The sequence below is a fragment of the Variovorax sp. GW821-FHT09D07 genome, assembly GCF_059416345.1.
On sequence record NZ_JBWKOY010000006.1, the window covers coordinates 249,827 to 275,097 of the forward strand.

General features: G+C 68.2%; 26 protein-coding genes. 13 read left to right on the plus strand and 13 right to left on the minus strand.

Translation table 11 applies throughout. From position 1 onward, the window contains the following. Window positions 1-54: 54 nt before the first annotated feature. Complete coding sequence (locus tag AC07OX_RS22330; RefSeq protein ID WP_495262364.1) at window positions 55-969, plus strand: MOSC domain-containing protein; 915 nt, start codon at window positions 55-57, stop codon at window positions 967-969. Between the two features lie 12 nt (window positions 970-981). On the opposite strand, the gene AC07OX_RS22335 is transcribed toward AC07OX_RS22330, so the two are convergent. The 7 genes from AC07OX_RS22335 to AC07OX_RS22365 all read right to left on the minus strand — a co-directional run bounded on the left by AC07OX_RS22335 (window position 982) and on the right by AC07OX_RS22365 (window position 7,902). Beyond that, on the minus strand, window positions 982-1,818 hold the full coding sequence (locus AC07OX_RS22335; RefSeq protein ID WP_495262363.1) for a hypothetical protein: 837 nt from the start codon (window positions 1,816-1,818) through the stop codon (window positions 982-984). Between the two features lie 2 nt (window positions 1,819-1,820). Next, window positions 1,821-2,219, minus strand: coding sequence for a D-ribose pyranase (gene rbsD / locus AC07OX_RS22340; protein WP_495262362.1), 399 nt, complete (start codon window positions 2,217-2,219; stop codon window positions 1,821-1,823). After that, complete coding sequence (rbsK, locus tag AC07OX_RS22345) at window positions 2,216-3,175, minus strand: ribokinase (protein ID WP_139704817.1); 960 nt, start codon at window positions 3,173-3,175, stop codon at window positions 2,216-2,218. The genes rbsD and rbsK overlap by 4 nt, the downstream gene beginning before the upstream one ends. Continuing rightward, window positions 3,172-4,254, minus strand: coding sequence for a LacI family DNA-binding transcriptional regulator (locus AC07OX_RS22350; RefSeq protein ID WP_495262361.1), 1,083 nt, complete (start codon window positions 4,252-4,254; stop codon window positions 3,172-3,174). Before AC07OX_RS22350 ends, rbsK begins: the two co-directional genes overlap by 4 nt. A gap of 24 nt (window positions 4,255-4,278) precedes the next feature. Further along, window positions 4,279-5,283, minus strand: a complete 1,005-nt coding sequence (locus tag AC07OX_RS22355) for an ABC transporter permease (protein ID WP_495262360.1) — start codon at window positions 5,281-5,283, stop codon at window positions 4,279-4,281. A gap of 5 nt (window positions 5,284-5,288) precedes the next feature. Then, window positions 5,289-6,887, minus strand: a complete 1,599-nt coding sequence (locus AC07OX_RS22360; protein WP_495262461.1) for a sugar ABC transporter ATP-binding protein — start codon at window positions 6,885-6,887, stop codon at window positions 5,289-5,291. A 61-nt stretch (window positions 6,888-6,948) separates the two neighbouring features. Then, on the minus strand, window positions 6,949-7,902 hold the full coding sequence (locus AC07OX_RS22365; RefSeq protein ID WP_062479141.1) for a sugar ABC transporter substrate-binding protein: 954 nt from the start codon (window positions 7,900-7,902) through the stop codon (window positions 6,949-6,951). 264 nt (window positions 7,903-8,166) lie between these two features. Between AC07OX_RS22365 and ychF the strand changes: the two genes are divergently transcribed. Then, a complete protein-coding gene (ychF, locus tag AC07OX_RS22370) occupies window positions 8,167-9,258 on the plus strand; it encodes a redox-regulated ATPase YchF (RefSeq protein ID WP_095948031.1) in 1,092 nt (363 codons plus the stop codon). A gap of 101 nt (window positions 9,259-9,359) precedes the next feature. Here ychF and AC07OX_RS22375 read toward each other — a convergent pair whose 3' ends face one another. Continuing rightward, entirely contained in the window at window positions 9,360-10,349 is a 990-nt protein-coding gene (locus tag AC07OX_RS22375; protein WP_495262359.1) for a S1C family serine protease, read from the minus strand. Window positions 10,350-10,483: 134 nt separating this feature from the next. Here AC07OX_RS22375 and AC07OX_RS22380 point away from each other — a divergent pair, with 134 nt between their 5' ends. Beyond that, a complete protein-coding gene (locus AC07OX_RS22380; protein ID WP_495262358.1) occupies window positions 10,484-11,158 on the plus strand; it encodes a glutathione S-transferase in 675 nt (224 codons plus the stop codon). 19 nt (window positions 11,159-11,177) lie between these two features. On the opposite strand, the gene AC07OX_RS22385 is transcribed toward AC07OX_RS22380, so the two are convergent. Continuing rightward, window positions 11,178-11,648 (minus strand): YqaA family protein, encoded by a 471-nt coding sequence (locus AC07OX_RS22385; protein WP_056577751.1) that lies wholly within the window; start codon window positions 11,646-11,648, stop codon window positions 11,178-11,180. A gap of 183 nt (window positions 11,649-11,831) precedes the next feature. On the opposite strand from AC07OX_RS22385, the gene dusB reads away from it, so the two are divergent. From dusB to purH, 3 genes are read left to right on the plus strand one after another with little or no spacing between them, the layout of a single operon-like run. Continuing rightward, window positions 11,832-12,890: a tRNA dihydrouridine synthase DusB gene (gene dusB, locus AC07OX_RS22390; RefSeq protein WP_495262357.1), complete on the plus strand. Its 1,059-nt coding sequence runs from the start codon at window positions 11,832-11,834 to the stop codon at window positions 12,888-12,890. Window positions 12,891-12,914: 24 nt separating this feature from the next. Then, window positions 12,915-13,151: a Fis family transcriptional regulator gene (locus tag AC07OX_RS22395; protein WP_056577757.1), complete on the plus strand. Its 237-nt coding sequence runs from the start codon at window positions 12,915-12,917 to the stop codon at window positions 13,149-13,151. A gap of 16 nt (window positions 13,152-13,167) precedes the next feature. Beyond that, complete coding sequence (purH, locus tag AC07OX_RS22400; RefSeq protein WP_492686534.1) at window positions 13,168-14,775, plus strand: bifunctional phosphoribosylaminoimidazolecarboxamide formyltransferase/IMP cyclohydrolase; 1,608 nt, start codon at window positions 13,168-13,170, stop codon at window positions 14,773-14,775. Window positions 14,776-14,852: 77 nt separating this feature from the next. Here purH and AC07OX_RS22405 read toward each other — a convergent pair whose 3' ends face one another. Both AC07OX_RS22405 and AC07OX_RS22410 read right to left on the minus strand, forming a co-directional pair. Continuing rightward, entirely contained in the window at window positions 14,853-15,329 is a 477-nt protein-coding gene (locus AC07OX_RS22405; RefSeq protein WP_062479124.1) for a hypothetical protein, read from the minus strand. 143 nt (window positions 15,330-15,472) lie between these two features. Next, on the minus strand, window positions 15,473-16,369 hold the full coding sequence (locus AC07OX_RS22410; protein WP_495262356.1) for a LysR substrate-binding domain-containing protein: 897 nt from the start codon (window positions 16,367-16,369) through the stop codon (window positions 15,473-15,475). Window positions 16,370-16,528: 159 nt separating this feature from the next. Between AC07OX_RS22410 and AC07OX_RS22415 the strand changes: the two genes are divergently transcribed. Beyond that, entirely contained in the window at window positions 16,529-17,506 is a 978-nt protein-coding gene (locus tag AC07OX_RS22415) for a Bug family tripartite tricarboxylate transporter substrate binding protein (protein ID WP_495262355.1), read from the plus strand. A 45-nt stretch (window positions 17,507-17,551) separates the two neighbouring features. Next, window positions 17,552-18,952 carry an amidase family protein gene (locus tag AC07OX_RS22420; protein ID WP_495262354.1) on the plus strand — a complete coding sequence of 467 codons (1,401 nt, stop codon included), beginning with the start codon at window positions 17,552-17,554 and terminating at the stop codon, window positions 18,950-18,952. A gap of 16 nt (window positions 18,953-18,968) precedes the next feature. Here AC07OX_RS22420 and hemL read toward each other — a convergent pair whose 3' ends face one another. Both hemL and thiD read right to left on the minus strand, forming a co-directional pair. Then, the gene (gene hemL / locus AC07OX_RS22425) at window positions 18,969-20,249 is read right to left on the minus strand and encodes a glutamate-1-semialdehyde 2,1-aminomutase (protein ID WP_495262353.1); all 1,281 of its coding nucleotides are present in this window, start codon (window positions 20,247-20,249) and stop codon (window positions 18,969-18,971) included. After that, a complete protein-coding gene (thiD, locus tag AC07OX_RS22430; RefSeq protein WP_492686537.1) occupies window positions 20,249-21,214 on the minus strand; it encodes a bifunctional hydroxymethylpyrimidine kinase/phosphomethylpyrimidine kinase in 966 nt (321 codons plus the stop codon). The genes hemL and thiD overlap by 1 nt, the downstream gene beginning before the upstream one ends. A 111-nt stretch (window positions 21,215-21,325) precedes the next feature. On the opposite strand from thiD, the gene AC07OX_RS22435 reads away from it, so the two are divergent. The 5 genes from AC07OX_RS22435 (at window position 21,326) to AC07OX_RS22455 (ending at window position 25,264) form a co-directional block, all read left to right on the plus strand. After that, on the plus strand, window positions 21,326-21,496 hold the full coding sequence (locus AC07OX_RS22435) for a rubredoxin (protein ID WP_007838397.1): 171 nt from the start codon (window positions 21,326-21,328) through the stop codon (window positions 21,494-21,496). Between the two features lie 81 nt (window positions 21,497-21,577). Beyond that, window positions 21,578-21,976, plus strand: a complete 399-nt coding sequence (locus tag AC07OX_RS22440; protein ID WP_021012487.1) for a response regulator — start codon at window positions 21,578-21,580, stop codon at window positions 21,974-21,976. Beyond that, the gene (locus tag AC07OX_RS22445; RefSeq protein ID WP_062479114.1) at window positions 21,976-22,341 is read left to right on the plus strand and encodes a response regulator; all 366 of its coding nucleotides are present in this window, start codon (window positions 21,976-21,978) and stop codon (window positions 22,339-22,341) included. Before AC07OX_RS22440 ends, AC07OX_RS22445 begins: the two co-directional genes overlap by 1 nt. A gap of 19 nt (window positions 22,342-22,360) precedes the next feature. After that, window positions 22,361-22,894 (plus strand): chemotaxis protein CheW, encoded by a 534-nt coding sequence (locus AC07OX_RS22450; protein ID WP_062479111.1) that lies wholly within the window; start codon window positions 22,361-22,363, stop codon window positions 22,892-22,894. Window positions 22,895-22,936: 42 nt separating this feature from the next. Then, window positions 22,937-25,264, plus strand: a complete 2,328-nt coding sequence (locus AC07OX_RS22455) for a methyl-accepting chemotaxis protein (protein WP_495262352.1) — start codon at window positions 22,937-22,939, stop codon at window positions 25,262-25,264. Window positions 25,265-25,271: the final 7 nt, after the last annotated feature.

Genomic DNA, 25,271 nt, shown 5'->3' on the forward strand with positions numbered 1-25,271 from the left:
ATGATTGTAGGAGTTGCCTCGCGCGCGGGCGCCGATACCCGTTCATGCGGGAGAATGGCCAGCGATTTCAAAGGAACCCCCACCGTGTCGCAGCCGCCCGCTTTCGATCTCCAGGCCACCATCGCCCGCCTGTTCGTGTACCCCGTCAAGTCGTGCGCCGGCGTCGAGCTCGACGAGATGCTGCTCACCGAAACCGGCCTGGAGTTCGACCGCGCCTGGATGGTGGTCGATGCGCAGGGCGAGTTCGTCACCCAGCGGCAGCTGCCGCGCATGGCGCTCATCCAGCCGCAGATGAAGCACACCGAGGTCGTGCTGCGCGCGCCCGGCATGCTGGCGCTGCACCTGGCCTTCGACCGCGTCGAGCAGCCGGTGCGCGTGCGCGTGTGGAAGGACGAAGTCGCGGCCTACGACATGGGCGACATCGCCGCCCAGTGGTTCAGCGACTTTCTTTCGGAGCCCGGCAAGCCGCAGACGCTGCGCCTGGTGCGCTTCGACCCCGAGCACCAGCGCCTGTCGAGCCTGAAGTGGACCGACGGCGTCGAGGCGCTGAACCAGTTCGCCGACGGCTTTCCGCTGCTGGTGGCCAGCGAAGGCTCGATCGCCGAACTCAACGAGCGCCTGGCGGCGGCTGGCCACGACCCGGTCGGCATCGAGCGCTTCCGCCCGAACATCGTGCTGGCCGGCATCGAGTCGCACGACGAAGACCGGGTCGACGCGCTGCACGTCACCACCGGCGAAGGCGAGGCCGAGCTGCGCCCGGTCAAGCCCTGCACGCGCTGCCCCATTCCCGACATCGACCCGGCCACCGCGCTCAGCAGCCCCGAGGTCGGCGACATGCTGCGCACTTACCGCGCCGACGCGCGCGTGGACGGCGGCATCACCTTCGGCATGAACTGCATCGTGGTGCAGGGCGTGGAGCACATGCTCAAGGTGGGGCAGGTGGTGGGCGCGAACTACAGGTTCGAGTAAGCGCCGTGGTCGTTACGACCAGCGAATCGGATTTCCCGTTTCGATGGCTGCGCTGCACAAGACCCGAAGCGGCTCGACGATGTAGTTGAAGTCGGCACTCGTGTGGTCGCGCCTCTCGAAATGAACCGCCGTCGGGTAGCTGGAGCGACACTGACCCGCATCGTTCTGCATGCGACCGTCGGGCCAGGCAATGTCGGGGCCGGGCATCGCAAGCGCGCAGCGAAAGCTCCTGCCTGAATCCAGATCAGTCAAAAGCGCCGGGCCTGACCTGACTGGGTCTGAGCCTTCAGGCGCCAGCAGGGCCTGCGTGAAGCGCTTGCTGCGAAACAGCACGTCGGCGTCTCCCGACACGACGAAGAAGCCCTCGGCATCAACGCCCAGACGCAGCTCGGACGTCAGCACAAACTCGTGCGACGCCGAGGCACTGCGCAGTTCATCGCCCGAGGTCGAGTCCAGCAGCACGAAGCGTTGGCCGAAGCGCGCGGACTGTTCGAAATCCGACAGCTCCGCGAGCATGTGCGACGCCACGGCGGCGGGCGCGAGGCCGCCATTCGCCTCCGGCAGGTTGTCGAACAGCGTCGGAAAGCGCTCGGCACCGCCTGCCTGGTGCAATGCGTGCTGAAACTCCCGATAGCCGTACCAGTTCGCGAGGTGCTCGCAGGCTTGTTCCATGCTCGGGTGGACGCAGCATGTTTGAAGCCACTCCCAGAACACGCTGAAGTCCGGGTCGTCCTCGTCCTTCAGCGCGGGGTAGCCCTCTTCGTCGATGGCGATGCGCGATGCCAGGGGCGTCGGCCGGGTCAGGCCGCGCTCCCAGCAGTTGCAGCGGACCGATGCGTCCAGACCCATTTTCAGAACACGACGCCTGCGACCAGTACCAGATTGGCATAGGGCGTGAACTCGCCCGTGCGCACCACGGCCTTGGCGCGCGCGCTCACGCGCTTCAGTTCTTCGTGCGAGATGACCTGCGGCACCACGCTCAGTTGGCCTTCGCACCACGCGGGCAGCGTGCCGGCGGGCAAGGGCTCCAGCGCCTCGCGCGCGATCAGCGCGCTTTCCACCTGCATCTCGGACAGCACCGCCTTCAGCACATCGGTGATCCCCGGCACACCGCGCGCCACGGCCAGGTCGATGCGGCGCGGGCCGTCGGGAATCGGCAGGCCGGCGTCGCCGATCACCAGCATGTCGCCGTGGCCCAGCGAGGCGATCACGTGGGAGAGTTCGGCGTGCAGCAGGGGAGAGCGTTTCACAGCGTGATCCAGTCGGGGGGTAGGGGGCTGCGCAGCACGGCGTCGCGCAGCGGAATGGAGGGTTGGGCGCCGGGCTGCTGGATGCACAGCGCCGCGGCGCGGATGCCCAGGCGCACGGCCTCGTCGAAGGACTGGCCTTCGCCCAGCGCCACGGCGAGCGCGCCCAGGAAGGTGTCGCCGGCGGCGGTGGTGTCGACCGCCTGCACCTTCGGCGCGGGATGGTGGCGCGCACCGTCGGCGTCGACCGCCACGGCGCCGCGCGAACCCAGCGTCACGACCACGCGGGCGATGCCGCGCGCGCGCAGCGCCTGACCGGCCTGCGCGGCTTCTTCGGGGCTGTCGGCGTTCTGGCCCGACAGGGTCTGCGCCTCGATCTCGTTGACCACCAGCGTGTCGATGCGGGGCCAGAGCGCCTCGGCGATGGCTTGCACCGGCGAGGGGTTGAGCATCACCGCGCAGCCCGCGTCGTGCGCGGCGTTGATGGCGCGTGTCACCTGGTCCATCGGGGTCTCGAACTGTGCGACGAGGAAGGCCGCGCCCTGCACCTGCTGCGTCAGCGAGGCCTCGTCGATGGCGACGCGCGCGTTGGCGCCGGGGATCATCACGATGCGGTTCTGGCCGCTGTCTTCCACGAGGATCAGCGCCGTGCCGGTCGGCTCGCCCGCCACGGTGCGCAGCGCGGCGGTGTCGATGCCGTCGCGCGCAAGCGCCTCGCGCAGGGCCGCGCCATGCGCGTCGTCGCCCACGCAGCCGATCATCTGCACCTGCGCTCCTTGGCGTGCGCAGCTCACGGCCTGGTTGGCGCCCTTGCCGCCGGGGATGGCGTCGATCGAGCGGCCCAGCAGGGTTTCGCCCGCGGCCGGCGCGTGCGGCACGCGCAGCACGATGTCCATGTTCAGGCTGCCGAGCACCACGATGCGCGGCGGCGTGGAGGAAGAAAGAGGCTGAAGGCTCACGAGGTGCGGGACTTGGAAGGTGTGGCGGTGGTGGGGGAAGGGGCAGGCGTCACGCCGGTTTCGCGAAAGCCCGCGTGGCGCGCGGTCGAGGCGCGCACGCGCAGCTCGGGTTGCAGCACGACCTTGCGTGCGTCGCGGCGCTTGCCGCCCATGCGCTCCAGCAGCATGTCGACCGCCAGCGCGCCGATGCGCTCCTTGGGTTGCGCCACGGTGGTGAGCGGCGGGCTGGTGTAGGCCGACAGTTCGATGTCGTCGAAGCCCACGATGGACAGTTCGTCGGGCACGCGCACGCCGCTTTCATGCGCGGCGCGCAGCGCGCCGATGGCCATCAGGTCGTTGCACACGAACACGGCCGAGGGCTTCTGCTCGGTGCGCAGGATGGCGTGCATCGCCTCGTAGCCGCCCTGGCTGGTGAAGCCGCCGCGCCACAGCAGCGCGTCGGCGTTCGGCGGTGAGCCGGTCTCCGCCAGCGCCATGCGCCAGCCTTCGATGCGCTGCTCGCTCGAGGTCACGCCCAGCGGCCCGCCGATGCAGGCGATGCGCTTGTGGCCCAGCGACAGCAGGTGCCGCACGGCGAGCAGGCCGCCCTGCATGTGGGCGGTTTCCACCAGGTCGCAAGCGGGGTCGGCGATCTCGCGGTCGACCAGCACCGTGGGAATGCGCAGGCCGCGCAGCTGGGTGGCGAGCGAGTCGTCCTCGTCGGCGCCGGTCGACACCACGATGAGCCCGTCGATGCGGCGCTCGGCCAGCACCTGCAGGTACACGCTCTGGCGCCGGGGCTCGTCGTCGGTGTTGCACAGCACCAGCGTGTAGCCGGCGCCGAAGCAGCGGTCTTCCACGATGCGCACGATCTCGGCGAAGTAAGGGTTCGAGCTGTTGGGAATCAGCATGCCCAGCGTCGAGGTGGTGTTGCTCTTGAGGCTGCGCGCCATCGCGTTGGGCACGTAGCCCAGTTCGCGGATCGCCAGCTCGACGCGCTCGCGCACCTTGGCGCTCACGTGGCGCGTGTCGTTGACGACGTGCGACACGGTGGTGACGGAAACGCCCGCCTGGAGTGCGACGTCCTTGATGGTGGCCATGGTTGTCTTTGTTCCTGTGGAGGCTCAGGCCAGTCGACGATCGGCCCGGCGCTGGCGCAGGGTGTCGATGATGACGGCCACCACGATCACCGCGCCCGTGATGATGCGCTTGCTCGGCTCGCTCGCGCCCACCTGCGCCAGGCCGGCCTCCAGCACCGCAATGATCAGCACGCCGAAGAAGGTGTTGACCACCGAGCCGCGCCCGCCCATGAGGCTGGTGCCGCCGATGACCACGGCCGCGATCACCTGCAGCTCGATGCCCACGCCCGCGTTCGGGTCGGCCGCTTCGAGGCGGGCCGACTGCATCAGGCCCGCGAGCCCGGCCAAGAGGCCGGTCACGGCGAACACGATGATGCGGATCGGTCGCGGGTCGATGCCCGCCAGGCGCATGGCTTCCTCGTTGGTGCCGATGCCCACGACATGACGGCCGAACACGGAGCGCGTGAGCACCAGCTGCCCCACGGCCACCAGCACCACGGCGAGCACGAAGGCGGCCGAGATGCCGCCGATCCACGGCGCGGCCAGGCCCGCGATGGCGTCGCCCACGTACTGCGTGCGCGAGTCGGTGACCAGGTAGGCGCCGCCGCGCACGGCCTCGAGCATGCCCAGCGAGACGATGAAGCTGGGCAGTCGCCACGCGACCGACACCGCGCCCGTCACCGTGCCGCAGATGAGGCCGGTGGCCAGGCCCAGCAGGGCGGCCAGCGGCACCGAGAGCTTCCATTCGAGGATGGCGGCGGCCGTGACGGCCGCGCTCAGCGCGAGCACCGAGCCCACCGACAGGTCGATGCCCGCGATGATCAGCACGAAGGTCATGCCCACCGCCATCACGGCCAGCGCCGGGATCTCGTTGGCGATGGAGATGAAGGTCTCGCGCGTGAGGAAGTATTCGCTCATCGAGCCGAAGAGCGCAATCATGCCCAGCAGCACGACCGTCAGGCCCAGGTAGGTGCCGAGCTGGCCCTTGAGCGCGGACGGCGGCTTGCCGGCGGCGGCGGAAGCAGGAGAAGAGGGAGAGGCTGCGTTCATGGTCGTCAGGCGTCGGCGGAAGTCGGGGCGGATGCGGAAGGGGCGGAATCCGCCGGGGAACCGGGCACGCGGCCCGTGGCGTCGCTGAAGGCAGCGGCGAGCAGCGACTGTTCGCTCCACTCGCCGCGCTCGAACACCGCGACCAGCCGGCCGGCGCTCATCACGCCGATGCGGTCGCACATGGCCATCAGCTCGCGCAGGTCGCTGGACACCATCAGGAGCGCCTTGCCGGCGTCGGTCATGCGGTCGAGTTCGGCGTACAGGTCGGCGCGCGCGCCCACGTCCACGCCGCGCGTGGGTTCGTCCAGCAGCAGCACCTTGCACTCGCGGTGCAGCCAGCGGGCGAACACCACCTTCTGCTGGTTGCCGCCGCTGAGCGTGGACACGGGTTGTTCGATGCTGCGCGAGCGGATGCGCAGCAGCTCGACCAGCCGGCGCGCAATCTGGCGTTCCTTGGCGCGGCGCAGCCAGCCGGCGTGCGAGATGGCGCCGAGGTCGCTCAGCGTGGCGTTGACGCGGATCGGTTGCGACAGCAGCAGGCCCTGCGACTTGCGGTCTTCGGTCACGAGGCCGATGCCCGCGCGAATCGCCTGCATCGGCGAGCGCCAGCCCTTGCGCGCATGCCGCACGGGCTGCGCGGCGGGCGTGCCGTCGTGCAGCACGACCTCGCCGCGGTCGGCGCGGTCGGCGCCGAACAGCAGCCGCACGAGTTCGGTGCGGCCCGAGCCGACCAGCCCGGCCAGGCCCATGACTTCGCCCGCGCGCAGTTCGAGATCGACGTCGCGCACCACCTGCGCCCGGCCGATGCCGCGCGCGCTCAGCAGCATCGGGCCCGCCACGCGGCGCGCGCGGCCTTCGTGCTCGTGCACCGCGCGCCCGACCATGCGCTGCACCAGTTCGGATTCGCGCACGCCGGCCATGGCGCGCACGTCGACCAGCTTGCCGTCGCGCAGCACCGCCACGCGGTCGGCGATGCGCTGCAGTTCTTCGAGGCGGTGCGACACGTAGACGATCGCCACGCCGCGCAGCTTCAGCAGTTCGATCTGCTCGAACAGGTGGGCGGTTTCGCGCGGCGTGAGCATGGCGGTGGGCTCGTCGAGCACCAGCACGCGCGTGTCGTCCTGCAGGTTGCGCGCAATCTCCACCATCTGCTGCTGGCCGATGCCCAGCCGCGCCACCGGCGTGGCCGGGTCGATGCCGTCCAGGCCGATCTTGGCGAGCTGGCGCTCGGCCAGCTCGTGCAGCGTGGCGCGGCGGATCCAGCCGCTCTTGTGCGGCAGGCGGTCGAGCAGCAGGTTCTCGGCCACCGACAGCGTGGTGACGAGGCCGAGTTCCTGCATGACCATGCGCACGCCCAGGCGCTCGGCATCGCGGCGCGAGGCCGGCGCGAAGGGCTGGCCATCGAGCCGCATGCCGCCGCGCGTGGGTTGCACCAGCCCGCAGACGATCTTCGACAGCGTGCTCTTGCCCGCGCCGTTCTCCCCCGTGAGCGCGAGCACCTCGCCGGCGCGCAGCTCGAGCGAGACGCCGTCGAGCACCGGCGCCGCGTAGTCCTTGCCGACCGTGCTCAGGGCGAGCACGGCGGTGGGTAAGGGCGGATTCATGGCGGCGTCGGGTGCGGCAGTCAAAACGAGGTCTTCTTCTTTTTAGGGGGAGCGAAGCGGCTTACTTGGAGGACTTGGTGACGAGCACCACGTCGGTCTTCACTTCGGCCGGCATTTCCGATTGCTTCTTCTTGTCGGCGATGGCCTTCAGCGCGGTCTCGATGCCGAACACGGCCTGCTTGGCGGCGAACTGGTCGGCGGTGGCGAGCACGCGGCCGTCCTTCAGCATCGGCTTGATGGCGCCGATGTTGTCGTAGCCCACCACCAGCACCTTGCCGGTCTTGCCCGCGGCCTTGACGGCGGCCACGGCGCCCAGCGCCATGCTGTCGTTGCCGGCCAGCAGGGCCTTCAGGTCGGGGTGCTCGCGCATCATGCCGGCGGCCACGGTGTTGCCCTTGTCGATTTCCCACTGGCCCGACTGCACGCCGACCACGGTCATGCCGCCGGCCTTCATGGCGTCCTGGTAGCCCAGCGTGCGCTGCTGCGCATTGAAGGTGGTCGACACGCCTTCGATGATGCCGACCTTGTCGCCCGACTTCAGCTCCTTGGCCAGCGCATCGCCCACCAGCTTGGCGCCGGCGCGGTTGTCGGGGCCGACGAAGGGCACCTGGATGCCCTTTTCCTTCAGGGCGTCGGCGTCCAGCCGGTTGTCGATGTTCACGACCAGGATGCCCTTGTCGATGGCCGCCTTGATCACCGGCACGAGCGCCTTCGAATCGGCGGGTGCGATGACCAGCGCGTTGATCTTCTGCGCCACCATCTGCTCGACCATCTTGATCTGGGCGGCGGTGTCGGTCTCGTCCTTGATGCCGTTGGCCACCAGCGTGTACTGCGCGGCGTTGGCCTTCTGGTGCGCCTTGGCGCCGTCTTCCATGGTGCGGAAGAACTCGTTGGCCAGCGACTTCATGACCAGCGCGACCTTCGGCTTGTCCTGTGCGAAGGCGGGCGTTCCGGCGATGGCGCCCAGCAAGGTCAATGCGGCAGCGCTTTGCAGGGTACGGCGGGTGAACTTCATGGTGGATGTCTCCTGAAATGAGGGGTCAGAGCGGAACGCCGGTCTGTGCCGGGGGCCCCGATGTTAATCGAGGGAAACGTTTGCGCAAACGTTTGCCAGTCGGGTCAAACCCTGAGCCTTTCAGCCCTCGAAGCCGCTGCCAGAGGGCTTTCGGGCGGAGTCGAGTGGCTCGGAAAAGGCACGCGGGTGTGGCGCGGGAAGGGCGCCCGACCAAGGGGAGAACCCGGTCAGCCTAAAATCGGGGGTTACCCAAGAGGACCTCCCATGAGTTTGCAATGCGGCATCGTCGGCCTGCCCAACGTCGGTAAATCCACCCTTTTCAATGCGTTGACCAAGGCCGGCATCGCAGCGGAAAACTATCCGTTCTGCACCATCGAGCCCAACGTGGGCGTGGTGGAAGTGCCCGATCCGCGGCTCGACCAGCTGAGCGAGATCGTCAAGCCCGAGCGCGTGGTGCCCGCCATCGTCGAGTTCGTCGACATCGCCGGCCTGGTGGCCGGTGCCAGCACCGGTGAAGGCCTGGGCAACAAGTTCCTGGCGCACATCCGGGAGACCGACGCCACCGTGAACGTGGTGCGCTGCTTCGACGACGAGAACGTGATCCACGTGGCCGGCAAGGTCGACCCGATCTCCGACATCGAGGTGATCCAGACCGAACTCTGCCTGGCAGACCTCGCCACGGTCGAGAAGGCGCTGCACCGCCACACCAAGGTGGCCCGCTCGGGCGACAAGGACGCGCAGAAGCTCGTCGGGCTGCTCGAACGCTGCCAGGCCGCGCTGAACGAGAACACGCCCGTGCGCGCGCTCGAGTTCACGAAGGAAGAGATGCCGCTGGTGAAGAGCTTCACGCTCATCACCGCCAAGCCCGCGATGTTCGTGGGCAACGTGTCGGAAGACGGCTTCGAGAACAACCCCTACCTGGACCGCCTGCGCGAGTACGCCGCCAAGCAGGGCGCGCCCGTGGTCGCCATCTGCGCCAAGATCGAAGCCGACCTGGCCGAGATGGACGACGAAGACAAGAAGATGTTCCTGGCCGAAATCGGCCAGGAAGAACCGGGCCTGAACCGCCTGATCCGCGCCGCCTTCAAGCTGCTGGGCCTGCAGACCTACTTCACCGCCGGCGTGAAGGAAGTGCGCGCCTGGACCATCCACATCGGCGACACCGGCCCGCAAGCCGCCGGCGTGATCCACGGCGACTTCGAGAAGGGCTACATCCGCGCCCAGACCATCGCGTTCGACGACTACATCGCCTTCAAGGGCGAGCAAGGTGCGAAGGACGCGGGGAAGATGCGTTCGGAAGGCAAGGAATACGTTGTCAAGGATGGCGACGTGATGAACTTCCTCTTCAGCTCCTGATTTCGCTCGCCCCTTGCGGGGGGGGGGGCAGCACCTGAGGCCCGGCAAAGCCGGTTCCTCGGTGTTTCACGAAGGGGCCGCCTTGCGGCGAGCCGCTTCGATCATTCGGTCTTCTGCTTGCCCCACACCACGGTGTCATCCACCGCATAGGCCGCACACGTCACCTTGCGTTCAGTGCAACCTTTCAGATGCGCGGTCAGCGCGGCCGAGCTGGTGGCGGTGCCGAATTTCTGGTCGCCGGTGATCAGGAAGATGCGGGGCCGGGCCTGCAGCAGGAACTGGCGGTAGGCGTTGCGTACCGGGGTTGGGTCGGCGCCGATGGAGGGCAGGGCCTGCAGGTCCGCCAGCTCGGCATGGCCGGACGGCGCGGGTTCCCCGTTGGGGCCGAACACCACGCCGGTGGCCTTCAGCAGGTCGCGCCATGTCGCCAGCTCCGTGGTCACGCGCTGCGGCAGTTCCATCACCCATTGCGCCGGATAGGCGAAGCCGAGGTTCGCGCCGCCGGGCGCGATGCTGTCGGTCACGCCGACCAGCCGGCCCTCGGTGTCGAACAACCCGCCGCCGCTGGAACCTGAAGACACGGGCGCCGACGTTTGCACGATCGGCAATTGCCCGGGGGCGCGCGGACGCAGCGCGGAGATCAGGCCCTCGCTCAGTGTGCGTTCGAGGCCGTGCGGGCTGCCGACGGCGAACACGCGCTGGCCGACGCGCAACTCGGCGGCGGGCACGATCTGCACGGCGGGCAGCTGCAGCGGCGCTTCGCTCGTGAGCACGCACAGGTCGCGCGACGGATCGGGGTCGCGCACGATGCGGGCGATGCGCAGCGTGGTCGGGCCCTGCTCCACGGTGACGGCGACGGCGCCGTCGACCACGTGGCAGGCGGTGGCCAGCGCGCCCGGGGTCACGGCCACCGCGCTGCCGATGGCGGTCTGGTTGTTGCCGCGTTCGCCTTTCACGGTCCAGACGGCGGGCGCGACCTTGCGGAACACCTCCTCGGGCGTGAGTGCCCAAGCCTGGCGGGCCGCAAAGTCAAGCCAGAGTCCGGCGATGAGCAGCAAGGTGCGGCGGTGCCGCGTGAAGTGAGGAGCCATCCGGATCAGTGTAGGAAGCGGCCCTACGGTTTGCCGTAGGCGATGACGCTGTCGCAGCGGGCGCCCGGAACCCGCGTGGGTTGTGGTTAGACTGCGCGCCCGCTGCATCCTCTGCCGGAAGGCCTTCATTCGCCATGCTCACTGTCCATCACCTGAACAACTCGCGCTCGCAACGTGTGCTCTGGCTGCTCGAAGAGCTCGAGCTGCCCTACGAGATCGTCCATTACCAGCGCGACCCCAAGACCATGTTGGCGCCCGCTTCGCTGAAGGCCGTGCATCCGCTGGGCAAGTCGCCGGTGGTGACGACCGACGACGGCGCCACGTTGGCGGAATCGGGCGCGATCATCGAGTCGCTCATCGAGCGCTACGGCCAGGGCCGGCTCGCGCCCGCGCCGGGTTCGCCCGAGGCCTTGCGCTACCGCTACTGGCTGCACTTCGCCGAAGGCACGGCGATGTCGCCGCTGCTGCTCAAGCTGGTGTTCGACCGCATCGAGACGAGCAAGATGCCCTTCTTCGCCAAGCCGATCGCCAAGGCCATCGCGGCGAAGGCGAAGTCGGCCTTCATTCATCCGAACATCACGGGCCATCTGAATTTCATGGAGGCCGAACTCGGCCGCAGCGAGTGGTTCGCGGGCAATGAATTCACGGGCGCCGACATCCAGATGAGTTTCGTGGTCGAAGCCTCGCGGGCGCGCGGCGGCCTCGATGCGAAGCGGCCGAAGCTCATGGCCTACCTGGAGCGCATCCATGCGCGTCCGGCCTACCAGCGCGCGCTGGAACGCGGCGGCCCCTACGAACTGCTGAGCTGAGTTTTTTCGACCGCGCGTTTCATGACGGAAAGACGTATAGAAGCGCGTAGGTCATCGTCACATAGCGCAGGAACTTGCCGATCGCCATGTAGCCCACGCAGGGCCAGAACGGCAGCTTGAGCCAGCCGGCGACCGCGCACAGCGGGTCGCCCACGATCGGCAGCCAGCTCAGCAGGCAGGCCTTCGGGCCCAGCCGCTCGAGCCAGCCGAGCACGCGCAGATGGTGTTTCGAGTGCGAGTACTTGTCGGCCACCTTGTGCGCGCCGTAGCCCATCCACCAGTCGACCGCGCCGCCCAGCGTGTTGCCGATGGTGGCCACGGCGATGGCCTGCCAGAACATCTCGGGGTTGAGTTTCAGCAGGCCGAACAGGATCGGTTCGGAGCCCACCGGCAGCAGCGTGGCCGATACGAAGGCCGCGATGAACAGCGTCGAAAGTCCGTACTGGGGGAGCGCGAGGAGCGCCAGGAGTGCGTCGAGCCAGGCTTGCATAAGGTCGGCGAAGTATAGGCAGCGCTCACGTCGCAAGCGCGTGGGAGAAGGCCCCGCGAAATACTGGTGTTTACGCCTGTGTCGCAAGCGCAAAAAGGCGTAAATCGTTTCAGTCGCTGAAATGCCACGTGGCTACAATCGTGCCTCATTTTTCAGCAGCCGACCCGCACAGCACTCCTTCCCATGACCTTGCAGATCGGCACCCACACGCTGGAAAACCGGCTGTTCGTCGCGCCCATGGCCGGCGTGACGGACCGGCCCTTCCGCATGCTGTGCCGCGAACTCGGCGCGGGCTATGCGGTCAGCGAGATGGTCACCTCGCGCAAGGAACTCTGGAACACGCTGAAGACTTCGCGGCGCGCCAACCACGACGGCGAGCCGGGCCCCATTGCGGTGCAGATCGCCGGCACCGACGCGGCCATGATGGCCGAGGCCGCGGTCTACAACATCGAGCGCGGCGCGCAGATCATCGACATCAACATGGGCTGCCCGGCCAAGAAGGTCTGCAACAAGTGGGCCGGCTCGGCGCTGATGCGCGACGAGCCGCTGGCGCTCGAAATCGTGCAGGCCGTGGTCGACGCGGCGCAACCCTTCAACGTGCCGGTCACGCTCAAGATGCGCACCGGCTGGAGCGAAGACCACCGCAACGCGGTGAAGCTCGCGCGCGACTTCGAATCGGCCGGCGTGCAGATGCTCACGGTGCACGGGCGCACGCGCGAGCAGGGTTACAAGGGCCACGCCGAGTACGACACCATCGCCGCCGTGAAGGCTGCGGTGCGCGTGCCGGTGGTGGCCAACGGCGACATCCGTTCGCCCGAGAAGGCACGCGACGTGCTCGCGGCCACGGGCGCCGACGCCGTGATGATCGGCCGCGCCGCGCAGGGCCGGCCGTGGATCTTCCGGGAAATCGCGCATTTCCTGGACACCGGCACCCACCTGGCGCCGCCGCTGGTGGCGGAGGTGCGCCGGCTGCTGCTCGACCACCTGGTGGAGCACTACGCGCTGTACGGCGAGTTCAGCGGCGTGCGCACGGCGCGCAAGCACATTGGCTGGTATGTGCGCGCGCTGTCCGACGGCGAGGCGTTCCGCGCACGGATGAACGCCATCGAAGACTGCGCCGGCCAGCTGCGCGCGGTCGACGACTATTTCCAGGGGCTTGCGGACCGCATGGACCGCATGCCCGCCCCGACGGCAGACGAGGAGCCGGCGGGAGAAGAGGAGACGGCCTGCGCCGTCGATTGAGCGAAGACAAAAAGAGAAGAAGCAATGAGCAAGAAACACATCGAGGACTGCGTTCGCAGCAGTCTGGACAGCTACTTTCGCGATCTGCGGGGCACCGAACCCGACGGCATGTACGAGATGCTCGTGCGCGTGGTCGAGAAACCCCTGCTCGACGTCGTCATGACGCGCGCCGAAGGCAACCAGTCCCGGGCCGCCCAATGGCTGGGCCTGAACCGCAACACGCTCCGCAAGAAATTGGTCGAGCACAAACTTTTGAAATAACTCCACGGCATATCCCATGGCTCAGACCGCACTCCTTTCCGTTTCCGACAAGACCGGCATCCTTGAATTCGCGCAGGCCCTGCATGGCCTGGGCGTCAAGCTGCTGTCCACCGGCGGCACCGCCAAGCTGCTGGCCGATGCCGGCCTGCCGGTGACCGAGGTCGCCGACCACACCGGCTTTCCCGAAATGCTCGACGGCCGCGTGAAGACGCTGCACCCGAAGATCCACGGCGGCCTGCTGGCGCGCCGCGACCTGCCCGCGCACGTCGCCGCCATCAAGGAGCACGGCATCGACACCATCGACCTGCTGGTGGTCAACCTGTACCCGTTCGAAGCCACCGTGGCCAAGCCCGGCTGCACGCTCGAGGACGCCATCGAGAACATCGACATCGGCGGCCCGGCCATGGTGCGCAGCGCCGCCAAGAACTGGAAGGACGTGGGCGTGCTCACCGACGCCTCGCAGTACGCCGTGGCGCTGGCCGAGCTCAAGGCCGACGGCAAGCTCAGCGACAAGACCAAGTTCGCGTTCTCGGTGGCCGCGTTCAACCGCATCGCCGACTACGACGGCGCGATCAGCGACTACCTCTCGGCCATCGACTTCGACGCCAGCATCGGCCAGCCCGCCCCCACGCGCTCGCTGTTCCCGGCGCAGAGCAACGGCCGCTTCGTGAAGGTGCAGGACCTGCGCTACGGCGAGAACCCGCACCAGCAGGCCGCGTTCTACCGCGACCTGTACCCGGCGCCCGGTTCGCTCGTGTCGGCCAAGCAATTGCAAGGCAAGGAGCTCAGCTACAACAACATCGCCGACGCCGATGCGGCGTGGGAATGCGTGAAGAGCTTCGACGTGCCGGCCTGCGTGATCGTGAAGCACGCCAACCCCTGCGGCGTGGCCGTGGGCGCCGACGCGCTCGAGGCCTACAGCAAGGCCTTCAAGACCGACCCGACCTCGGCCTTCGGCGGCATCATCGCCTTCAACCGCCCGGTCGACCTGGCCACCGCGCAGGCCGTCAACAAGCAGTTCGTCGAAGTGCTGATGGCACCGGGCTACACGCCCGAGGCGCTGGAAGTGTTCCAGGCCACCAAGGCCAAGCTCAACGTGCGCGTGCTCGAGATCGCGCTGCCCCAGGGCGGCGCCACCGACTGGGACAACGGCCGCAACGCGATGGACGTCAAGCGCGTCGGCTCGGGCCTCCTGATCCAGACCGCCGACAACCACGAGCTGGCCCTGGCCGACCTCAAGGTGGTCAGCAAGAAGCAGCCCACGCCGCAGCAGCTCCAAGACCTGCTGTTCGCCTGGAAGGTCGCGAAGTACGTCAAGAGCAACGCGATCGTGTTCTGCGCCGACGGCATGACCATGGGCGTGGGCGCGGGCCAGATGAGCCGCCTCGACTCCGCGCGCATCGCCAGCATCAAGGCCGAGCACGCGGGCCTGTCGCTCAAGGACACGGCCGTGGCGAGCGACGCCTTCTTCCCGTTCCGCGACGGCCTCGATGTGGTGGTGGACGCGGGCGCGGGTTGCGTCATCCAGCCGGGCGGCTCGATGCGCGACCAGGAAGTGATCGACGCGGCCGACGAGCGCGGCGTGGTGATGGTGTTCTCGGGCGTGCGCCACTTCCGGCACTGAGCCTGCGGCCCCGCGGGGCCTGCCCGAACAGAACAAGGCCAGGGTCGCTCACGCGGCCCTGGCCTTTTTTGTGGCCGTTACTCGTGCGTGCCGAAGCGGTACTTGAGCTGGAAGCTGATCGCGCCGTAGAGGCGGTTCCTGATCGTCGGCACATAGGCGATGTTCAGGCCCCAGTTCTTGCCCTCGATGGCGGCCGTCGGAATGATGGCGGGAAACCAGTTGCCGTTGCGGTAGTCGGGGTAGCCGTCGAAGCCGCCCACCACCGCGCCGAACTTCACGCCGTAGAACTCGAAGGGCAGGATGTACAGGCCGACGTAGTGCGACTGGCGCCGGTTGCTGTTGTGGAAGGTGCCGGCCGTGACGCGGTAGGTGTCGTTCAGCGGGTACTCGAAGCCCAGGCCCGGGTTGGCGTTTTCCAGGCCCTTGCCGCTGTCGAAGTGGGCCGAATAGAAGCCGGGGTTGACCCAGATGTTCTTTGGCTCGAAGGACTGCGCCAGCGCGAGGCCCGGCAGGAGAAGGGCACTCAGCAGCGGCAGCATGCGCAAGGGGGTCATGGGCGGGGCATCCTGAAATTGGTCTGTCTCGCGGCTTCGATGGTGGCTGCGATGACGGCTTCCCTTGGGTCTGCGCGCGGGGGCACGGCCCCGCGAACGCCGGCGCAATATACACGCGGCGATCACGAAAACGATGACATCGCTCAGGTGGGCCGCGCCAGGTACTTGCGGAACAGCTCGGCCAGCCGCAGCGCCGCCAGCGACAGCGGCTTGCCGCGCGGCGAGACGATGCCCAGCTCCAGCGGCGGCACCGGCATCGCGAGCGGCACGCGCTCCACCAGATCGGCATAGGGCGGCATCGTGAGCATGCCGGCCGGCCCGACCATCAGCGCGTCGCTGCGGGTCAGCAGGCCCCAGCTCACACCGAAGGAGGCCACCTCGATGCGGTGCTCCGGCAGCGGCAGGCCCTGCGCGGCGTACTGTTCGAGCAGGAAGGTGTGCTGGCTGCCCGGCGCCAGATGCATCAGCCATTCGGCGCCCGCCACTTCTTCCCATCGGGTGGCGCGGCTCAGCGGATGGCCGCGCCGGCAGAGCACCGCCATCTCGATCATGTCGAGCCGCTCGAACGCGAAGTCGGCATCGAGCGCCGCGGCCACCGGGCCGGCCACCGCGAAGTCGATCGTGCCCTCGCGCAGCAGCGGCAGCACCTGGGGAATCAGGCCGTCGAAGAGCTTGAGCTGCGCATGCGGCATGGCCTTGCGAAAGGCGCGCACCACCTCGGGCAGCACGCCCAGGAACACCATCGGCGTCACCGCGACGGCCACGCGCCCGTGCTGGCTGCCCTGCAGGATGCGGATGTCCTGGCGCGCGAGCTCAAGCTGCTGGTGCGCCAGCCGCGCGCGCACGGTGAGCTGGCGGCCGCACTCGGTGAACTCGATGCCGCGCGAGCTGCGCAGCACCAGTTGGGCGTCGACCTCGGCCTCGAGTTCGCGGATCGCCTTGGTCACGGCCGCCTGGCTCAGGTGCAGGCTGCGCGCGGCGGCGCGGATGCTGCCGGTGTCGGCCAGCCGCAGCCAGGCCTTGAGCTGGTGGTCCTTCATGCGGCGCATTCTGCCGCCCGGCGCCACCGGGTGATCCCCAGACAAACGCAGGTTGTCATCGCGACAAGCGATTGTCTTTTCCGGCGCGCGGCCGATTTCTAGACTTTGCGCACCGGTCGTCTCATGGTGAGCGGCGGGACTCTCACAGGAGATCGCTTCGTGCCTGCACTGTCATTCGCGTGGACCCGCCGCACCGTCCTGGCCGGGCTGGCCGCCGTTGCCCTGGGCGCCTCGGCCCAGTTTCCCGAGCGCCCCTTGAAATTCATCGTGCCCTACGCCGCCGGGTCGGGCGTGGACGTGGCGGTGCGGCCGGTGGCCGACGCCATGGGGCGCGAGCTGGGCCAGGCCCTGGCGGTGGACAACCGCCCCAGCGCCGGCGGCATCGTCGGCACGCAGGCGCTGGCCACCTCCGCACCGGACGGCTACACGGTCGGCTACGGCAACCTCGTCACGCTGAGCATCAACCCCGCCTTCTTCTCGAAGCTGCCCTACGCGCCCGAGAAAGACCTGGTGCCGGTCGGCCTGATCTCGAGCAACGCCTACGTGCTGATCGTGCGCAAGGACCTGCCGGTGCGCAACCTGCAGGAGCTCATCGCCTACGGGCGCGAGCATCCCGGCAAGTTGTCGGTCGGCTCGCCCGGCATCGGCAGTGCGGGCCACCTGACCGGCGAGCTGCTCAAGGCCGAGACCGGGCTGACGATGGTGCAGGTGCCGTACAAGACCGGCACGCAGGCGGTCGGCGACATGGTCAACGGCCAGCTCGACGTGACCATCGAGAACATCTCGGCGGTGCTGCCGTTCATCCAGCAGGGCCGGGTCAAGGCGATCGCCGTGACCAGCGCGAAGCGCGCCGGCGTGCTGCCCGAGGTGGCGACGGTGGCCGAGAGCGGCGTGCCCGGTTTCGAGGTGGTGGCCTGGGGCGCACTGATGGCGCCGGCGGGCACACCGCGCAAGACGGTCGACCGGCTCAACACCGCGCTGCGCGCCGCGCTGGCCGACCCGGCCGTGGTGCGCGCCAACGCCGCGCTGTCGATCGAGGCGCTGCCTTCGAGTCCCGAGGAACTCAGCGCGCTGATGAAGCGCGAGAAGCCGCGCTGGGCCGACGCGGTGCGGCGCGCGGGCGTCAAGGGCGACTGACGCACGGCCGATCGATCGATTTCATTTTTCTCAAGGAGACAACGCATGCAACTCTGGCAACTGGAAGCCGCCGACCTGGCGAAGCGCATCAAGGCGCGCGAGGTCTCGTGCGTCGAGGCGGTGCGCAGCAGCCTGGCGCGGCTGGAGGCCGTCAACCCGCGGGTGAGCGCGGTGGTCGACGGCTGCGCCGAGGAGGCCCTTGGCGCGGCGGCGCAGGCCGACGCCGTGCTCGCGAAGGGCGAGGCGACCGGGCCACTGCACGGCGTGCCGGTCACCATCAAGGTCAACGTCGACCAGCGCGGGCATGCCACCACCAACGGGGTGGAGGCCTACCGCAGCGTCGTGGCGAAGGACGACAGCCCGGTGGTCGCGAACCTGCAGCGCGCCGGCGCGATCGTGGTCGGCCGCACCAACACGCCCGCGTTCTCGATGCGCTGGTTCACCGACAACGCAGCGCACGGGCGCACGCTGAATCCACACGACGCCGCGGTCACGCCGGGCGGTTCGAGCGGCGGCGCGGCGGCGGCGGTCGCGGTGGGCATCGGCGCCATCGCGCACGGCAACGACCAGGGCGGATCGATCCGCTACCCGGCCTATGCCTGCGGCGTGTACGGCCTGCGCCCGAGCTTCGGGCGCGTGCCGGCCTTCAACCCCTCGGGTGCGGGCGAGCGGCCGATGGTGGTCCAGCTCACGTCGGTGCAAGGGCCGTTGGCGCGCAGCGTGCGGGACCTTCGGCTGGCTTTTGCCGCGATGGCGCAACGCGACGTGCGCGACCCGTGGTGGGCGCCCGCGCCGCTGGAATCGGCCACGTCGGGCAGTCCCGTCAGCGTGGCGCTGTGCACCGAGCTGCCCGGCTACGCCTGCGACTCCGAGGTGGCCGATGCCTTGCAGCGCGCCGCGCGCCGGCTGGAGCGCGCCGGCTACCGCGTCGAGCCCGCGCAGCCGCCGCGCCTGCGCGAGACGGCCGACCTCTGGCTGTCGCTGACGATGGCCGACAGCCGGCTGCTGGTGGAAGAGGCGCTGATGCGCGACGGCGACGACACCATCCGCCAGGCCTACCGCGCCATGGACGCGCACGCGCCGCAGTTCGACACAGCAAGCTATATGCGCGCCCTGGCTGCGCGCACGGGCCTGATGCGTGAATGGGCGCTGTTCCTTCAACGACATCCGCTGCTGCTGATGCCCGTGTCGTGGCGCCATCCGTTCCCGGTCGACGCCGACCAGCGCGGCAGCTCTGCGATGCGGGAGATTCTGGATGCGCAGAGCCCGCTGCTGTCCACCGCGATCCTGGGCTTGCCGGGGCTGTCGGTGCCGATGGGGCTGCGCCACGGGCTGCCCACGGGCGTGCAGCTCGTGAGCGACCGTTTCCGCGAAGACCTCTGCCTGGCCGCGGCCGAAGTGCTCGAAGCCGAGGCCGGGCCGGTGGCGGCGGTCGACCCCGCCTGAGCGGGGAGGGCGCGCGTCAGCGCTTGCGGAAGATGTCGCGCGCCGCCTCGATGGTGGCCGCGATGTCGTCCTCGCTGTGCGCGGCGCTCACGAAGCCGGCTTCATAGAGTGCCGGCGCGATGTACACGCCGCGGTCGAGCAGGCCGTGGAACAGCGCATTGAACTGCGCGTTGTCGGTGGTCATCACCGTCGCGTAGTTCTGCGGCAGTTCGTTCATCAGGAAGAAGCCGAACATGCCGCCTTCGCTGTCGGCGTTGAAGAGCTGGCCCTCGGCGGCCGCGGCGGCCTTCAGGCCGTCGACCAGCGTGCGGGTCTTCTTGGCCAGCGCTTCGTAGAAGCCGGGCTTCGAGATTTCCTTCAGCGTGGCCAGGCCGCAGGCGGTGGCCACCGGGTTGCCCGAGAGCGTGCCGGCCTGGTAGACAGGGCCCAGCGGCGCGAGCTGTTCCATGATGGCGCGCGGGCCGCCGAAGGCCGCCAGCGGCATGCCGCCGCCGATCACCTTGCCGAGCACCGTGAGGTCGGGCGTGACGCCCAGCACGCCTTGCGCACCGTGCAGGCCGACACGGAAGCCGGTCATCACCTCGTCGAAGATCAGCAGCGCGCCGTGCTGCGTGCACAGCTCGCGGCAGCGCTTGGCAAAGGCCGGCGTGGCGCGCACGAAGTTCATGTTGCCGGCGATCGCCTCGATCATCAGGCAGGCGATGTCCTTGCCGTGCAGCGCAAAGGCTTCTTCGAGCTGCTGCAGGTTGTTGTACTCGAGCACCAGCGTGTGCTGCACCACCTCGGGCGGCACGCCGGCCGAGGTCGGGTTGCCGAAGGTGGCCAGGCCGGAACCGGCCTTCACCAGCAGCGCGTCGGCATGGCCGTGGTAGCAGCCTTCGAACTTGACGATGGTCTTGCGGCCGGTGGCGCCGCGCGCCAGGCGCAGCGCGCTCATCGCGGCCTCGGTGCCCGAGCTCACGAGGCGCACCATCTCCATCGACGGCACCAGGGCCAGGATGGCTTCGGCCAGTTCGATCTCGCGCTCGGTCGGCGCGCCGTACGAGAAGCCTTCGAGCACGGCCTTCTGCACCGCCTCGACCACGGCGGGGTGGCCGTGGCCCAGGATCATCGGGCCCCAGGAGCCGATGTAGTCGATGTAACGCTTGTCGTTGGCGTCCCAGAAATAGGCGCCTTGTGCGCGCTGGATGAAACGGGGCGTGCCGCCGACGGCCTTGAAGGCGCGCACGGGCGAATTCACGCCGCCGGGGATCACGGCGCGGGCGCGCTCGAAAAGAAGGTCGTTCTGGTCAGTCATCAGTGTCGCGTGTCGTGCGGGGGTAAAGCGAAATCGGGAGGGGTGTCTGGCGCGTCGTCATCGTCTTCGTCGTCCTCGGGCTCGGCCCAGAACAGGCGGTCGGGCAGCACGTGGCCCATGCCGGGGCGGAAGCCCGCGTCGAGGCAGCGGTCCATGTAAGCGAGCGCTTCGGTCGTGGCGGCGACGAGGTCGGTGCCGCTGGCCAGCAGGGCGGCGAGCGCGGCCGAGAGCGTGTCGCCGGCGCCGGCGAAGACGGCTTCGAGCCGTTCGTACTTCTCGCTGGCCAGCACCGACTGCGGCGAGGCCAGCACGTTGTCGATGAACTGGTCGGGCAGCACCATGCCGGTGACCAGGGTGTAGGGCACGCCGAACTCGCCGGCGGCCTTGGCGATGTCGCGCGCGCCGGGCGGGCGCTCGCCGCTCCAGTCGGGCAGCAGCCAGCGCCACAGGGTGCTGTGGTTTCCAACCAACACCGTGGTCTGGGGCAGCACGAGGTCGCGAAAAGCGTCGAGATAGGCCTCGATGAGGTTCTCGTCCCACCACGACAGGTTGGGCATGTAGGCCACCACAGGCACGTCCGGGTAGTCGGCGGCGGTCTCGGCGATGGTGCTCAGCGCCTCGGGCGTGCCGGCAAAGCCCACCTTGATCAGCTGGACCTCGACGTCTTCCAGGATGGCGCGCGCCTGTTCGGCCACGGCCTCTTCCTCGAAGGCGAAGTGGTCGAAGATCTCGGCCGTGTCGCGGGCGTAGGCGCCCGTCACCACCGGCAGGATGTGAGCGCCCACCGATCCCATGGCCAGTGCGTCGGCGCCCAGGCCGCCCGCGCCGCTCGGATCGCTGGCATTGAACACCAGCACGCAGGGGGGATTCAGGTCGCGTTCGCTCAGCGCCTCGTCGTCCTGCGAGGGGTCGTTAAGATTGCCCGGTTTGCGGGCGGTCTCGTCTGGATGTAAGTAGATGGTCATACGCCTAGCGAAATCCCCTGGATGGTGGCATAGGCGCGACGTTTACGGTCTGCCAGTGAGATACGCATAGATACACTCGTTGCATTTAATGAACAAGGACTTTAAGCTCCGATGAACACGAAAACTTGGATGTGCCTGATTTGTGGGTGGATCTATGACGAAGCGGTTGGTGTACCGGAAGACGGCATCGCGGCAGGCACGGCCTGGGCCGATGTGCCGATGAACTGGACCTGTCCTGAGTGCGGTGCGCGCAAGGAAGACTTCGAAATGGTTGAGATCTGACAAGCATGGCATAGGGCTACGCGATCTGCGTCGATGTTCGGCGCGGCGGGCATCCAAGTCTCATGAGCAGGAGCGTTTGCAATGGGCCCGAATGGATCTGGTTACAAGGTGCTGGTCATCGATGACAGCAACACCATCCGGCGCAGTGCCGAGATTTTTCTGAAGCAGGGTGGGCACGAGGTTCTTCTCGCGGAAGACGGCTTCGACGCGCTCTCCAAGGTTAACGACCACAAGCCTCACCTGATTTTCTGCGACATCCTGATGCCTCGCCTCGACGGCTATCAGACCTGCGCCATCATCAAGCGCAACGCGCATTTCTCCAATGTCCCGGTCGTCATGCTGTCTTCGAAAGATGGCGTATTCGACAAGGCCCGCGGCCGCATGGTCGGGTCCCAGGACTATCTCACCAAGCCATTCACCAAAGACCAGCTGCTGCAGGCCGTGCAGCAGTTTGGCATTGTTCAACAGGAAGTGCAGTAATGCCCATTCGAAAAATCCTCGTCGTCGACGACTCCAAGACGGAACTGGTGTTCCTGACCGACCTCCTCCAGAAGAACGGTTTCTCCGTGAAGACGGCCGAAAACGCCGACGACGCGATGCGCCGCCTCGAGGAAGACCACCCCGACCTGATCCTCATGGACGTGGTCATGCCCGGCCAGAACGGCTTCCAGCTCACGCGCGCCATCGCCCGTGACCCGAAGTACGCCGCCATTCCGATCATCCTGTGCACCAGCAAGAACCAGGAAACCGATCGTGTCTGGGGCATGCGCCAGGGCGCACGCGACTACATCGTGAAGCCGGTCAACGCGGCCGATCTGATGTCCAAGATCAGCGCGCTCGCCTGAGCGGGAACCTGCGCACTCCATGGCGAATCGCGACGCGCTGCGCGCCTTCCAGTCCCGGCTTGCGAGCCGCCTCCAGGCCGCGCGCACCACGGGCGTGGCCGCGAGCTGGCTGGCGGTCGAGGCGGGTGAGGGCAAGTACCTCTTTCCGCTGGCGCACGCCGGCGAAATCTTTCCCTGGACGCCGCCCCAGCCCGTGCCCTACACGGAGCCCTGGTTCCTCGGCGTCGCCAACCTGCGCGGCGGCCTGTACGGCGTCGTGCAGCTGTCGGCATTTGCGTCCGGTGCGCCGGGCGCCCCCGCCGCCACCGAGGCGGCACGCATCCAATCGCGGCTCGTGGCATTCAACGAGCTGCTCGAAGTCAACTGCGCTTTGCTGGTCGATCGACTGGCGGGGTTGCGGGGTGCGGAGGCCTTCACGGCCGCCGACGCCCCGGGCGCAGAGGCCCCGGCCTGGCACGGGCATCTGTACACCGACGCAGCAGGAGAGCGCTGGCAGGAAGTCAACCTGCAGGCGCTTTCGCAGCAACCCCAGTTTTTGAGTATTGGTGCGTAGTGCTTCGGCACATGGCACTGGCAACCACCTGAAGGACCGACCGTGAGCTCGATCGCCGACAAGTTCAAGAAATTACTCCCCGCGACCAACGGGAACGACAAGGCCCGCGTCGACGGCTCCGGTTCGATATCGCTCGACGATGTCGACACGGTTCAGGTTCCGGACGAAAAAACGATCCGCCTCGCCAAGAAGGGCGAGGGCGCATCCGCCGCCGCAGCCGACACCGGCTTCGGCGGCATCGACGCGCTGGGCGATCCGGCGTCCGTCGAGGCCGCCAACGCGGCCACGCTCGAAGCGGTTCCGCTGGCCCCCGCCGCGGGCGGCGGCATGGGCGCCAACCCCGCCAAGCAGCAGCGCGTGCTGGCGATCATGCTGGCCATCGTGGTGCTGGCGCTGTTGCTGGTGGCTGGCTCCGCCATCCTTCGCGCGGAACGCCTGGCGCAGCAGGTGGCGGCCACCGGCCAGTCGCTGATGCAGTCGCAGCGTCTGGCGAAATCGATCTCGCAGGCCCTCGTCGGCAGCGCCTCGGCGTTCGTCGAAGTGAAGGACAGCGCCGACGACCTCTCGCGCCGCGTGCAGGGCCTGACCAACGGCGACGACGCCTTGCGCCTGGAAGCCGTCGGCAACCAGTACGACGAGGAGATGAACAAGATCAACCCGCTGGTCGCCCGCGCCGACGCGAGCGCCAAGGCCGTGCTGGCCCAGCGCCAGATCCTGACGCAGGTGGGCGCCGCCTTGCGCGACATCAACCAGCAGTCGTCCACGCTGCTCGAAATGACGGAAACCGTCGCGTCGCTGAAGATGCAGCAGAACGCCACGCTGCCCGAGATCTCGGCCGCCGGCCAGCTCGTGATGCTGACGCAGCGCATCGGCAAGTCGACCAACGAGTTCTTCACGGTCGAGGGTGTGAACCCCGACGCCGTGTTCCTGCTGGGCAAGGACCTGAACACCTTCCAGGAAACCACCCGCGGCCTGCTCGACGGCAACGCGCAGCAGCGCTTCCCCGGCTCGAAAGACCCGCAGACGCGCCAGCAGCTCGAAGCCATCCTGAAGACCTACGAACAGATGCGCACGCAGGCGTCGGCCATTCTGGGCAACCTGCAGGGCCTGGTGGCCGCGCGCGAAGCGCAGGCGTCCATCCTGACCGACAGCGAGCCGCTGCGTAAGTCGCTGGGCGAACTGCAAGAGAAGCTCTCGGCACGCACCGGCCTGGGCGCCGGCACCATCGTGCTGCTGTTCGTGCTGTCGCTGGCCGCCCTGGCTCTGGCCGGCGCCATCGGTTTCGTGCAGGTGCGCGAAGGTCGCGAACGTGCCGCCGTCGCCGAACGCGAGCGTCTGGCTGCCGAGCAGGCTTCTGAAGAAGCCGGCCGCGTGAACAACGCCAACCAGGCCGCCATTCTTCGCCTGATGAACGAACTGCAAACGGTGGCCGAAGGCGACCTGACGCAGGAAGCAACCGTGACCGAGGACATCACCGGCGCCATCGCCGACTCGGTGAACTACACGGTGGAAGAACTGCGTTTGCTGGTCGGCAACGTGCAGAACACGGCAACCCGCGTGGCGCAGACGACGTCGCAGGTGGAAAACACCTCGACCGAACTGCTCGCCGCCTCGACCGAGCAGCTGCGCGAAATTCGCGAAACCGGCCAGTCGGTGCTGACCATGGCCGAGCGAATCAACGGCGTGTCCTCGCAAGCGCAAGAGTCCGCCACGGTGGCGCGCCAGTCGCTGCAAGCCGCATCGTCGGGTCTGCAGGCCGTGCAGAACGCCATCGGCGGTATGAACTCCATCCGCGACCAGATCCAGGAAACCTCCAAGCGGATCAAGCGCCTGGGCGAATCGTCGCAGGAGATTGGCGAAATCACCGAGCTGATCTCGGACATTACCGAACAGACGAACGTGCTGGCCCTGAACGCCGCCATTCAGGCGGCATCCGCCGGTGAAGCCGGCCGGGGCTTCTCGGTGGTGGCGGAAGAAGTTCAGCGACTGGCCGAACGCTCCGCAGACGCCACGCGCCAGATCTCGGCGCTGGTGAAGGCGATTCAGACCGACACGCAGGACGCGGTGGGCGCCATGGAGCGTTCCACGCAGGGTGTGGTCGAGGGGGCGAAGCTGTCCGACAACGCGGGTACCGCGCTGTCCGAGATCGACCGCGTGTCGCGCCGACTCGCCGACCTCATCGAGCAGATTTCGCAGTCCGCCTCCCGCGAGGCCGATTCGGCCAACGTGGTGGCCGCCAACATCCAGCACATTTTTGCGGTGACGGAACAGACCGGAGAAGGCACGCGGACCACGGCCCAGCAGGTGCGCGAGCTCTCGCAGATGGCCGAAGAACTGCGTCGCTCCGTAGCTCGTTTCAAGATTGCGTGACAACAGA